The sequence below is a fragment of the Pseudomonas sp. R4-84 genome (assembly GCF_054130985.1).
Map to the genome: position 1 here is coordinate 84,605 of NZ_CP096390.1, position 12,367 is coordinate 96,971.

The window sequence follows — 12,367 nt, forward strand, 5'->3', positions numbered from 1 at the left end:
TTACGCGCCTCTATGTGCTTTTTCGAACAATTTGCTATCGTGCCGAACCTGCCCGGGCTCTCATCAGTGTTGTCGGGCCGAGAACCGACTATAAGAGAAACCCTTGCCATGACCACTGCGCCTTCGAGCACGGCGACGCCCGAACAACCCGCCCGTCCGCTGACCCGTAACGACTACAAGACCCTGTCGCTTTCTGCCCTGGGCGGCGCGCTGGAGTTCTACGATTTCATTATTTTCGTGTTCTTCGCCACCGTGGTCGGCAAGCTGTTCTTCCCCGCTGAAATGCCCGAATGGTTGCGCCTGATGCAAACGTTTGGCATTTTTGCCGCCGGATATCTGGCCCGGCCGCTGGGCGGGATCATCATGGCTCACTTCGGCGACCTGCTGGGGCGCAAGAAAATGTTCACCCTGAGCATTTTCATGATGGCCGTGCCGACCCTGATCATGGGTTTGTTGCCGACCTACGCGCAGATCGGCATGTGGGCGCCGATTCTCTTGTTGCTGATGCGCGTGATCCAGGGGGCGGCGATCGGTGGCGAGGTACCGGGGGCCTGGGTATTCGTTTCCGAGCACGTGCCGGCGCGCCACATCGGCTACGCCTGCGGCACCCTGACCTGCGGCCTGACGGCGGGGATTCTGTTGGGTTCGTTGGTCGCCACCGCCATCAATAGCATTTATACGCCGGTGGAAGTGGCGGATTACGCTTGGCGAATCCCGTTCCTGCTGGGCGGCGTGTTCGGCCTGTTTTCGGTGTACCTGCGTCGCTGGCTGCACGAAACCCCGGTGTTTGCCGAACTGCAATTGCGCAAGGCCTTGGCCGAAGAAGTGCCGTTGCGCGCCGTGCTGCGCGACCATCGTGGAGCCATTGTCATTTCCATGCTGTTGACTTGGCTGCTGTCGGCCGGCGTCATCGTAGTCATCCTGATGACCCCGACGGTGTTGCAGACGGTGCACCACTTCAGCCCGACTACGGCGCTGCAGGCCAATAGCCTGGCAATCGTATTCCTGAGTTTCGGTTGCATTGGCGCCGGTGTATTGGCCGACCGCTTTGGTGCCGGCCGGGTGTTTGTGTTTGGCAGCGGTTTGTTGTTGATCACGTTCTGGACCTTCTATCACAGCCTGTTCACTCACCCTGAGTGGCTGTTCCCGCTCTACGCCTTGAGTGGCTTGCTGGTGGGCACCATCGGCGCAGTGCCCTACGTCATGGTCAATGCTTTCCCGGCCGTGGTGCGCTTCAGTGGGCTATCGTTTTCCTACAACCTGGCCTACGCTATCTTCGGCGGTTTGACGCCAATGATCGTGACCCTGCTGTTGAAAGAAAGCCCGATGGGGCCGGCGTATTACGTCGCGATCATCTGCGGCATCGGGATGGTGATCGGTGGGTATCTTTGGAAGAAAGGCCGCTAAGCGGCGCCGAACAGCCCTGTGGCGAGGGGATAAATCCCTTCGCCACAACATCCTGCAAACCTCAATGCTGGCCTTTCATCCAATTGTCATATTTCAGCCATAGAGTGTTCACACGGCTTCCCAATACTTGGCCGACTTAACACACCTATCTGCTAGGAGTAAGGCATGAAACTGAAGCGTTTGATGGCGGCAATGACCTTTGTCGCTGCTGGCGTTGCGACTGCCAACGCGGTTGCCGCTGTTGACCCTGCGATCCCGAGCTACACCAAGACCACTGGTGTGTCGGGCAACCTGTCCAGCGTCGGCTCCGATACCCTGGCCAACCTGATGACCTTGTGGGCCGAGAACTACAAGAAAGAATACCCGAACGTAAACATCCAGATTCAGGCCGCCGGTTCCTCCACCGCGCCACCCGCACTCACCGAAGGCACCGCCAACCTGGGCCCGATGAGCCGCAAGATGAAAGACAACGAGCTGCAGGCCTTCGAACAGAAATACGGCTACAAGCCAACCGCTATCCCGGTTGCCGTGGACGCCCTGGCCGTGTTCGTGCACAAGGACAACCCGATCAAGCACCTGACCATGGCCCAGGTCGATGCGATCTTCTCCTCGACTCGCCTGTGCGGCGCCAAGGCTGACGTCAAGACCTGGGGCGACCTGGGCGTGACCGGCGACCTGGCCAACAAGCCAGTCCAGCTGTTCGGTCGCAACTCGGTGTCCGGCACCTACGGCTACTTCAAGGAAGAAGCCCTGTGCAAGGGCGACTACAAGCCAAACGTCAACGAGCAGCCGGGTTCGGCTTCGGTTGTGCAGTCGATCAGCAGCTCGCTTAACGGCATCGGCTACTCGGGTATCGGCTACAAGACCGCCAGCGTGAAAACCGTTGCCCTGGCCAAGAAAGAAGGCGGCGAGTTCATCGAAGACACCGAAGAAAACGCCCTGAACGGCAAGTACCCGCTGTCGCGTTTCCTCTACGTCTACGTCAACAAGGCGCCGAACAAGCCTCTGGCCCCGCTGGAAGCCGAGTTCGTGAAGCTGATCCTGTCCAAGCAAGGCCAGGAAGTTGTGGTCAAGGACGGCTACATCCCGGTTCCAGCCAAAGTTGCCGCCAAGGCACTGGCTGACCTGGGCCTGCAGGAAGGCGGCAACGTCGCCAAGCAGTAACACCTGAGCCCGGGCCAACGCCCGGGCTGCGGTGGGAGTGCAGACCACTGCCACCGCCCAATTTTCCCATCCGCTGCCGCTTCTAGCTGGCGGCGGATTTGTTGCGTCACTTCACTGTCATCTTTCTGTCATGCAGGATCGCTAGGGTGTGCGCATGAATGATCTGGCCAACTCCACAATGACTACGACTTCCCCTCCCAAGCGCATTGACTTCAATACGCCTGAGCTGCAACGCAAGCGCCGCATTCGTGCGCTCAAGGATCGCCTGACCCGCTGGTACGTGCTGGTGGGCGGCCTCGCCGTCCTGGCGGCCATTACCCTGATTTTCTTTTTCCTCGCCTACGTGGTGCTGCCCCTGTTCCAGGGCGCGGACCTGACCGCCAAGGATTCGATCACCCCAGCCTGGATGCAAGACGCCGGCAAGCCGCTGATGATCGCCATCGAAGAGCAGAACCAAGTGGCCATGCGGGTCTCCGACAAGGGCCAGGCGCTGTTCTACAACCTCGACAGCGGTGCCGAACTGCGCCGCGTCGACCTGCCGGTTCCGGCCGGCGCCAGTGTGACGTCCATTGGTGAAGACCAGCCCGGCAGCCCATTGGTGGCGATCGGCCTGTCCAACGGCCAGGCCCTGGTGTTCCGCCACACCTATAAAGTCAGTTACCCCGATGGCAAGAAAACCATTTCGCCCGCGATCGAATACCCGTACGGCGAGGCGCCGATCGCGCTGAACGAGCAGGGGGCGGCTTTGGAACACGTCAGCCTGAACGCCACCGATTCGACGCTGCTGCTGGCCGGCTCCAGTGGCGCGCAGCTGTATGTGCTGTCGCTGACCAGCGAAGAAAACATGATGACCGGCGAAATCACCAGCGAGCAGACGCGTATCGACCTGCCGCAGATGACCGAGCCGGTGAAGAACATTTTCGTCGACCCGCGCCAGCAGTGGTTGTACGTGGTCAACGGTCGCGCCCAGGCCGACGTGTTCAGCCTGCGGGAAAAGAGCCTGAACGGTCGCTACAAGCTGCTGGAGAACGCCGATGCCCAAGTCACCGCGGCCGCCCAGTTGGTAGGGGGAATTTCGCTGATCATTGGCGACTCCAAGGGTGGCCTGGCCCAGTGGTTCATGGCTCGCGATCCGGACGGTGAATCGCGCTTCAAACAGATTCGTACTTTCCAGATGGGCAGCGCGCCCATCGTCGAGATCAGCGCCGAGGAACGCCGCAAGGGTTTCGTGGCCCTCGACACCGCCGGCAAGCTCGGCGTGTTCCACAGCACCGCCCACCGCACCTTGCTGGTGGACCAGGTAGTCGACGGCCAAGGTCTGTTCGGCATGTCCCCACGGGCCAACCGCCTGATCGTGGAGCAGGGCGGCAAGCTGCAACCGTTGATGCTGGATAACCCACACCCGGAAGTGTCCTGGAGTGCGTTGTGGAGCAAGGTCTGGTACGAAAACTACGACGAACCCAAATACGTCTGGCAATCGACCGCCGCCAACACCGACTTCGAACCCAAGCTGAGCCTTTCGCCGCTGACCTTCGGCACCTTGAAGGCCGCGTTCTACGCGATGCTGCTGGCCGCGCCGCTGGCGGTTGCCGCCGCGATCTACACTGCCTACTTCATGGCGCCGGGCATGCGCCGCAAGGTCAAACCGGTGATCGAGCTGATGGAAGCGATGCCGACGGTGATCCTCGGCTTCTTCGCCGGCCTGTTTCTGGCGCCGTACGTCGAAGGGCACCTGCCGGGCATCTTCAGCCTGCTGATGTTGCTGCCGATCGGCATCCTCGTCGCCGGCTTCGTCTTCAGCCGCCTGCCGGAGTCCATTCGCCTGCGGGTGCCGGATGGCTGGGAAAGCGCGCTGTTGATCCCTGTGATCCTGTTCGTAGGCTGGCTCTCGCTGTACATGAGCCCGTACCTGGAAGCCTGGTTCTTCGGCGGCGACATGCGCATGTGGATTTCCCATGACCTGGGCATCACCTACGACCAGCGCAACGCCTTGGTGGTGGGCCTGGCGATGGGCTTCGCGGTGATCCCGAACATCTACTCGATTGCCGAAGACGCCGTGTTCAGCGTGCCGCGCGGCCTGACCCTGGGCTCTCTGGCCCTCGGCGCCACGCCGTGGCAGACCATGACTCGCGTGGTGATCCTCACCGCCAGCCCGGGCATCTTCTCGGCGCTGATGATCGGCATGGGTCGCGCGGTGGGCGAGACCATGATCGTGCTGATGGCCACCGGTAACACGCCGGTCATGGAGATGAACCTGTTCGAAGGCCTGCGCACCCTGGCGGCCAACGTGGCGGTTGAAATGCCTGAGTCCGAAGTCGGGGGCAGCCATTACCGCGTGCTGTTCCTGTCGGCCTTGGTGCTGCTGTTGTTCACCTTCGTCATGAACACCCTCGCCGAGCTGATCCGTCAGCGTCTGCGCAAGAAATATTCGTCGCTTTAAGAAAGGTAGAAGTCTGTGAAACAGAACTCCCTGAAAGGATGGTTCAAGAGCGGCGCCCCTGGCGTCTGGATCAGCGGTGGCGCGGTGTCCATCGCGGTCATCATGACCATTGGCCTGCTGGCGGTGATTGCCGTGCGCGGCCTCGGCCACTTCTGGCCGGCGGACCTGATCCACGCCAATTACAACGTGCCGGGCATGCCTGCGCACCTGGTGGTAGGCGAAGTCGTACAGAAAGAAGAAGTGCCTCGCGAGCGCCTGAAAAGTGCTGGCCTGCCGGTGCCGGACGAAGGCCCTGAGTTCATGACCCGTGAATTGGTCAAGGTCGGCAACCGTGACCTCAACGGCACCGACTTCACCTGGATCGTCGGCGACTGGCTGACCAACCAGACCACACCACCGGAGCTGATGGCCCTTGAGCGCCGCGAGTGGGGCAATTTCTACGGCTACCTGGTCAACGTCAAGGAACAAGGCAAGGTCATCGCCGAGGGCGAAGCGGCGTGGCCGCAGTTGCAGGCGCGTATCGAGCGGGTCAACCAATTGGCCGACGAGCTCAAGACCCTGGAAAAAACCGACATCGGCGCGATCAACGCTGGCCTGGAGCGCATCCGCCTGCACGGTCGCAAGCTGGAGCTGGACGGCAAGCTCGACGCCGCCGCCCAGGCCGATCTGGAAAGCGAACGCGCCGAACTCAACGCTCGCTACAAGGACATCGAGGCGCGCCTGGCCGACCTGCATGGCCAGTTCAATCGCGACAGCCTGACGGCCCGCGATGCCAACGGCAAGGAAGTGGAAATCGAAATCGGCAAAGTGGTGCATGCCTACCAGCCAAACGGCATGGGCACGCTCACCAAGCTGGGTTTCTATTTCAGCAAGGTCTGGGAATTCCTCAGCGACGATCCGCGTGAAGCCAATACCGAAGGCGGTATCTTCCCGGCGATTTTCGGCACCGTGATGATGACCCTCATCATGGCAATGATCGTGACGCCGTTCGGCGTGCTGGCGGCGGTTTACCTGCGTGAATACGCGCGCCAGGGGACGATGACCCGTCTGATCCGCATTGCGGTGAACAACCTCGCCGGTGTCCCGGCCATCGTCTACGGCGTGTTCGGCCTGGGCTTCTTCGTCTACGTGCTGGGCGGTTCGGTTGACCGACTGTTCTTCCCCGAAGCCTTGCCGGCGCCGACTTTCGGTACCCCAGGCCTGCTCTGGGCATCGTTGACCCTGGCGTTGCTGGCGGTGCCGGTGGTAATCGTCGCCACCGAAGAAGGTCTTGCAAGGATTCCACGTACCGTGCGCGAAGGCTCTTTGGCCCTCGGCGCGACCAAGGCCGAGACCCTGTGGAAAATCGTCCTGCCGATGGCGAGCCCGGCGATGATGACCGGCATGATCCTCGCGGTAGCCCGTGCCGCTGGCGAAGTTGCGCCGTTGATGTTGGTGGGTGTGGTGAAACTGGCGCCGTCGCTGCCGCTGGATGGCAACTACCCGTACCTGCACCTGGACCAGAAGATCATGCACCTGGGCTTCCATATCTATGACGTCGGCTTCCAGAGCCCGAACGTCGAGGCAGCCCGCCCGCTGGTCTACGCCACCGCGCTGCTGCTGGTGCTGGTGATCGCGATCCTGAACCTGTCGGCGGTGTGGATCCGTAACCACCTGCGTGAAAAGTACAAAGCACTGGATAGTTGATTACACATCGATTTCCTGTGGGAGCGAGCCTGCTCGCGATGGCATCACCTCGGTTCTAAAATCAGACCGAGTCGCCTGAATCGCGAGCAGGCTCGCTCCCACACATACACAGATTGGCCTGGCCACTCATTGGCCAACCGAACCGAATTTGTTAGCACAGGGAGCCTCCCATGCAACACGAAGCACACACACACGGCATCAACATGTCGGCCCTGGGCCGCGACAAGCAGAGCTTGAACCTGGCTCAGGAAACCGTCGCCATCGAAGTGCCCGGCCTGAACCTGTTCTACGGCCAGAAGCAGGCGTTGTACGACGTCAGCCTGAACATCCCGAAACAGCGCGTCACCGCGTTCATCGGCCCGTCGGGCTGCGGCAAGTCGACCTTGCTGCGCACCTTCAACCGCATGAACGACCTGGTGGACGGTTGCCGCGTCGAAGGCGAGATCAACCTCTACGGCAACAACATCTACCGCAAGGGCGAAGACGTGGCCGAGCTGCGCCGCCGCGTTGGCATGGTGTTCCAGAAGCCCAACCCGTTCCCGAAAACCATCTACGAGAACGTGGTCTACGGCCTGCGCATCCAGGGCATCAACAAGAAGCGGGTCCTCGACGAAGCCGTGGAATGGGCCCTCAAGGGCGCGGCGCTGTGGGACGAGGTCAAGGATCGCCTGCACGACTCGGCCCTGGGCCTGTCCGGCGGTCAGCAGCAACGTCTGGTCATCGCCCGCACCATCGCGGTGGAGCCGGAAGTCCTGCTGCTCGACGAACCTTGCTCGGCACTGGACCCGATCTCGACACTGAAGGTCGAGGAGCTGATCTACGAGCTCAAGTCCAAGTTCACCATCGTCATCGTGACCCACAACATGCAGCAGGCGGCGCGTGTGTCCGACTACACCGCGTTCATGTACATGGGCAAGCTGGTGGAGTTCGGTGACACCGATACCTTGTTTACCAATCCGGCCATGAAGCAGACCGAGGACTACATCACAGGTCGCTATGGCTAGCCGTAGAGCCGCAAGCGTCAAGCTGCAAGCGGCAAGTAAAAAGCGATCCGAGTAACGACACACATCAGCTTGCAGCTTGAAGCTTGCAGCTCACAGCTTTTGCGGAGCAAAACCATGATTTCGAAGGAAGGCCTCACTCATCACATTTCCGCGCAATTCAACGCCGAGCTTGAAGAGGTGCGCAGCCACCTGCTGGCGATGGGCGGGCTGGTGGAAAAGCAGGTCAACGACGCGGTGACCGCGCTGATCGAGGCTGATTCCGGCCTGGCCCAGCAGGTGCGCGAGATCGATGACCAGATCAACCAGATGGAACGCAACATCGACGAAGAGTGCCTGCGCATCCTTGCCCGTCGCCAGCCGGCCGCTTCCGACCTGCGTCTGATCATCAGCATCTCCAAGTCGGTGATCGACCTTGAGCGGATCGGCGACGAAGCCACCAAGATCGCCCGTCGTGCCATCCAATTGTGCGAAGAAGGCGAAGCCCCGCGCGGTTACGTCGAGGTTCGCCACATTGGCGACCAGGTGCGCAACATGGTCCGCGACGCGCTGGACGCCTTTGCCCGTTTCGACGCCGACCTGGCGCTGTCGGTGGCGCAGTACGACAAGATCATCGACCGCGAATACAAGACCGCCCTGCGTGAACTGGCGACCTACATGATGGAAGACCCACGCTCTATCTCGCGGGTGTTGAGCATCATCTGGGTGCTGCGTTCCCTGGAGCGTATCGGCGATCATGCGCGCAACATCTCCGAATTGGTCATCTACCTGGTGCGTGGCACCGATGTGCGCCACATGGGGCTCAAGCGGATGAAGGAAGAAGTGGAGGGCACCCCGTCCGAAACCGCTAATGTTCCCGGTGAAACTGACGATAAGTAAGATTGCCAAGAAAAGCGCCCGGCCTTCTGGTCGGGCTTTTTTTTTGCGCTTTTTTTAGTCGAAAGCAGCACCCCGCGAACGAAAAGTCCCGGCGTGACTGAAGCTTTTTGGCAATATGCCATCAGTAAGGCGGTATGCTTGCCGGGATTTTTTAGAGGTGTATCTGGATGAGTAAGGTCAGTGTGTTGGTCGTGGACGATGCTTCGTTCATTCGTGACTTGGTGAAGAAGTGCCTGCGCAACTACTTCCCAGGTATCCGCATCGAAGACGCGGTGAACGGCAAGAAAGCCCAGGCCCTGCTGGCCCGTGAAGCGTTCGACCTGGTGCTGTGCGACTGGGAAATGCCGGAGATGTCCGGCCTGGAACTGTTGACCTGGTGCCGCCAGCAGGACAACCTCAAAGGCATGCCCTTCGTGATGGTGACCAGCCGTGGCGACAAGGAGAACGTGGTCCAGGCCATCCAGGCCGGCGTATCCGGCTACGTCAGCAAGCCTTTCACCAATGAACAGCTGCTGACCAAGGTCAAACAGGCCCTGAACAAGGTTGGCAAGCTCGACACACTCATGAACAGCGCGCCGACCAAGATGAACTCGGCGTTTGGCAATGACTCCCTCAGCGCCCTGACCGGTGGCAAGCCCCCGACGGCGGCTGTTGCGTCGGCCCCCGCCGCCCCTGTGCCCGCCCCAGCTGCTCCAGCCCGTGGTTTGCTCAACAGCCCGCCGGTCAAGGCGCCGGCCGCCACCACTTCGCCGACCAACCGTGGCCAAGGCCAGTTGCGCCTGTCCAGCGGCACCCAGCAATGCGTGATCAAGGCCCTGAGCCTCAAGGAAGCGCTGCTGGTGGTCAAGCGCACCGATACGCTGCCGCAAGTGCTGGAAAGCTCGGTACTGGATATGGAACAGGGCGACAACGCCGAGACCGCTCGTCTGAACGGCTACCTGCACGCCATCGTCGCCCATGAGCAGACGCCCGACAGCGAATGGTTGCAACTGACCTTCCGCTTCGTCGACAAAGACCCGCAGAAACTCGACTACATCTCCCGCCTGATCGCCCGCGGCACCGCCCAGAAGCACTTCGTACCGGGCGCCTGATACGGCGGCGCCCCTCAGTCCGCTTTCGTCGGATCGCCGCCCGGAGCAAGCTCGCTCCCACACTGATCTGTGTTTGTCACAAAATTTGTGTCCGCAGCAGATCCCTTGTGGGAGCGAGCCTGCTCGCGAAGAGGCCATCAGCTCCAACACCGACCGCTGATCCATTTTTGAAACATCTGCCGACTACGCTGGTCCATCCCAGCTGCTAGGCTGCTTTGCAGGCCTTCATTTCGACAGAATTCTTGCCCATGCTCGTGCCGTTGTTGTTCGCCTGTGGTCTCGTCCTGGCCGCCACCCCGGCCCTGGCCATGACCATCTACAAATCCACCGATGCCAATGGCGTGGTTTCCTATAGCGACCGCCCCAGCAAAGGCGCCCAGGTGTTCGTGTTCCGTGATCGGATGGTCGAACGCCTGGAGCGGCAGGTGTTCCTCGATATCAAGAAGCAGAAGGGCGCGGACGCGGTTTACGTGCGCAATGACCTGTATGCGCCCGTCGAGATCGAGCTGAGTTTCGTCGGGTTGCGCAACGTCAGCGGGGCGCCGAGCCGGCCGATTCGTCGGGTGATGCCGGCGCGCAGCAACCTGCGCCTGGCGCTGCTCACCGCCACCCAGCCCGGCAGGCCCCTCGTGTACACCCCAAGGTTCGAATATTCCCTGGGCGACCCGGCAGGCACCGCGCAGGCGTATCGCTACCCGCTGCCCTGGGTCGGCGGGCCGTTTCGATTGAGCCAGGGTGCCAATGGCCAATACAGCCACTACGGTCCCAAGAACCGCTACGCCATGGACATCGCGATGCCCGAGGGCACGCCGATCATCGCGGCGCGGGGCGGCGTGGTGGTCAAGACCGAAAACTCGCAGACCGGACGCGGCACCGACCCTTCCGGCAACTTCGTGCGCGTGCTGCATGACGACGGGACCATGGGTGTCTATCTGCACCTGCAAAAGGGCTCGGTGAGCGTACGGGAAGGGCAGCGGGTGGCGGTCGGTACGCCGTTGGCGCTATCGGGCAACACCGGCAACAGCTCCGGCCCGCACCTGCATTTCGTGGTACAGCGCAATACCGGGTTGGGGCTGGTGTCGATTCCCTACCAGTTCAACCAACCGGTGGGCGACCTGCCCAATTTTGCGGTGGGTAAGCAGTAGGCGTTCGCGGGGGCTTTTCGTGGCGAGGGAGCTTGCTCCCGCTGGGCCGCGACGCGGCCCCAAAAGCGACGACTGCTGCGCCCGAAGCGTCGGACCGGCCGAGCGGGAGCAAGCTCCCTCGCCACAGGAGGCCCGCCGGGACGGTCAATCGAGCATCAACACCTTCGCCAGGATGATCTTGGGCCCCTTCATCTTCTTGATGATGATCCGCAGGCCTTCGACTTCCAGCACTTCTTCCTCTTCCGGCACGCGCTTGAGGGTTTCATAGACCAGCCCGGCCAGGGTCTCGGCTTCGATGTGGTCCAGGTCGATCCCCAACAGGCGTTCGACCTTGAACAACGGCGTGTCGCCGCGCACCAGCAGCTTGCCCGGCTGGTAGGCCAGGATGCCGCGCTCGGCCTTGCGGTGTTCGTCCTGGATGTCGCCCACCAGCACTTCCAGCACGTCTTCCATGGTCAGGTAGCCGATGATGTTGCCATCGGCCTCTTCGACCACGGCGAAGTGCGAGCCGCCCTTGCGGAATTGTTCCAGTAATTGCGACAACGGCATGTGCCGCGACACGCGCTCCAATGGCCGGGTCAGTTCGGCCAGGTTGAACGATTCGGGAATGTGATCCAGGGCCGCCAGTTCCAGCAGCAGGTCCTTGATGTGCAGCAGGCCGACGAACTCCTGGCGCTCGCTGTCGTACACCGGATAACGGCTGAACTTGTGGCGGCGGAACATCGCCAGGATTTCCTTGAGCGGCGCGTTGAACTCCAGCGTCACCAGGTCTTCCCGGGAGTTGGCCCAGTCCACCACTTCCAGCTCGCCCATTTCCACGGCGGAAGCCAGCACGCGCATGCCTTGATCGCTTGGGTCCTGGCCACGGCTGGAGTGCAGGATCAGCTTCAACTCTTCGCGGCTGTAGTGGTGTTCATGATGAGGCCCGGGCTCGCCTTGGCCGGCGATGCGCAGGATGGCGTTGGCGCTGGCATTGAGCAGGTAGATCGCCGGGTACATGGCCCAATAGAACAGGTACAACGGCGCGGCCGTCCACAAGGACAGCAGCTCGGGTTTGCGAATCGCCCAGGATTTGGGCGCCAGCTCGCCGACCACGATGTGCAGGTAGGAAATGATGAAGAACGCAGTGAAGAACGACACGCCCTTGATCACTTCCGGCGACTCGACACCGATCGCGCCCAGCAACGGCTCGAGGATATGGGCGAACGCCGGCTCACCGACCCAGCCCAGGCCCAGGGAGGCGAGGGTAATACCCAGCTGGCAAGCCGACAGGTAGGCGTCGAGCTGGCTATGGACAGTGCGCAGGATATGCCCACGCCAGCCATGCTGCTCGGCGATGGCCTCGACCCGGGTCGAGCGCAGCTTGACCATGGCGAACTCCGCCGCAACGAAAAATCCGTTGAGCAGGACCAGGATCAAAGCAAAGAGAATCATGCCGAATTCGGCGAAGAGCGTAACGAGGGACAAGCCAGGGGAAGGGTCCATGATGGAGTTTTGCAGGTTCCGTAAGTGCGTAAGGTTCGAAATCAGTGCCTGAAAAGGCAGGCATAAGTC

The 12,367-nt window shown here is 61.5% G+C and carries 9 protein-coding genes; 8 read left to right on the forward strand and 1 reads right to left on the reverse strand.

What is annotated here, in order from left to right:
* The first annotated feature begins 108 nt into the window (after window positions 1–108).
* The 8 genes from M1D68_RS00340 (at window position 109) to M1D68_RS00375 (ending at window position 10,813) form a co-directional block, all read left to right on the forward strand.
* The gene (locus M1D68_RS00340) at window positions 109–1,407 is read left to right on the forward strand and encodes an MFS transporter (protein WP_457968917.1); all 1,299 of its coding nucleotides are present in this window, start codon (window positions 109–111) and stop codon (window positions 1,405–1,407) included.
* Window positions 1,408–1,572: 165 nt separating this feature from the next.
* Window positions 1,573–2,571, forward strand: coding sequence for a phosphate ABC transporter substrate-binding protein PstS (locus M1D68_RS00345; RefSeq protein WP_053127032.1), 999 nt, complete (start codon window positions 1,573–1,575; stop codon window positions 2,569–2,571).
* 406 nt (window positions 2,572–2,977) lie between these two features.
* Window positions 2,978–5,011: an ABC transporter permease subunit gene (locus M1D68_RS00350; protein ID WP_434611693.1), complete on the forward strand. Its 2,034-nt coding sequence runs from the start codon at window positions 2,978–2,980 to the stop codon at window positions 5,009–5,011.
* A gap of 15 nt (window positions 5,012–5,026) precedes the next feature.
* Window positions 5,027–6,697, forward strand: coding sequence for a phosphate ABC transporter permease PstA (gene pstA, locus M1D68_RS00355; protein WP_420767112.1), 1,671 nt, complete (start codon window positions 5,027–5,029; stop codon window positions 6,695–6,697).
* A 170-nt stretch (window positions 6,698–6,867) separates the two neighbouring features.
* Window positions 6,868–7,701 (forward strand): phosphate ABC transporter ATP-binding protein PstB, encoded by an 834-nt coding sequence (gene pstB / locus M1D68_RS00360; protein ID WP_420767113.1) that lies wholly within the window; start codon window positions 6,868–6,870, stop codon window positions 7,699–7,701.
* Between the two features lie 114 nt (window positions 7,702–7,815).
* Window positions 7,816–8,577, forward strand: coding sequence for a phosphate signaling complex protein PhoU (phoU, locus tag M1D68_RS00365; protein WP_030139132.1), 762 nt, complete (start codon window positions 7,816–7,818; stop codon window positions 8,575–8,577).
* Window positions 8,578–8,744: 167 nt separating this feature from the next.
* Window positions 8,745–9,668 (forward strand): response regulator, encoded by a 924-nt coding sequence (locus M1D68_RS00370; RefSeq protein ID WP_420767114.1) that lies wholly within the window; start codon window positions 8,745–8,747, stop codon window positions 9,666–9,668.
* A gap of 248 nt (window positions 9,669–9,916) precedes the next feature.
* Window positions 9,917–10,813: a peptidoglycan DD-metalloendopeptidase family protein gene (locus M1D68_RS00375; protein WP_457968920.1), complete on the forward strand. Its 897-nt coding sequence runs from the start codon at window positions 9,917–9,919 to the stop codon at window positions 10,811–10,813.
* A 144-nt stretch (window positions 10,814–10,957) separates the two neighbouring features.
* Here the strand turns inward: M1D68_RS00375 and M1D68_RS00380 are convergent, their stop codons facing one another.
* Window positions 10,958–12,298, reverse strand: coding sequence for a hemolysin family protein (locus tag M1D68_RS00380; protein ID WP_420767116.1), 1,341 nt, complete (start codon window positions 12,296–12,298; stop codon window positions 10,958–10,960).
* Window positions 12,299–12,367 lie beyond the last annotated feature (69 nt).

Bases quoted from the DNA above. Each gene is read 5' to 3' on its own strand.
- M1D68_RS00340 (WP_457968917.1), top strand. From the start codon at position 109: ATGACCACTGCGCCTTCGAGCACGGCGACGCCCGAACAACCCGCCCGT.
- M1D68_RS00380 (WP_420767116.1), bottom strand. From the start codon at position 12,298: ATGGACCCTTCCCCTGGCTTGTCCCTCGTTACGCTCTTCGCCGAATTC.
- phoU (WP_030139132.1), top strand. From the start codon at position 7,816: ATGATTTCGAAGGAAGGCCTCACTCATCACATTTCCGCGCAATTCAAC.
- pstB (WP_420767113.1), top strand. From the start codon at position 6,868: ATGCAACACGAAGCACACACACACGGCATCAACATGTCGGCCCTGGGC.
- M1D68_RS00345 (WP_053127032.1), top strand. From the start codon at position 1,573: ATGAAACTGAAGCGTTTGATGGCGGCAATGACCTTTGTCGCTGCTGGC.
- M1D68_RS00350 (WP_434611693.1), top strand. From the start codon at position 2,978: ATGCAAGACGCCGGCAAGCCGCTGATGATCGCCATCGAAGAGCAGAAC.
- M1D68_RS00375 (WP_457968920.1), top strand. From the start codon at position 9,917: ATGCTCGTGCCGTTGTTGTTCGCCTGTGGTCTCGTCCTGGCCGCCACC.
- M1D68_RS00370 (WP_420767114.1), top strand. From the start codon at position 8,745: ATGAGTAAGGTCAGTGTGTTGGTCGTGGACGATGCTTCGTTCATTCGT.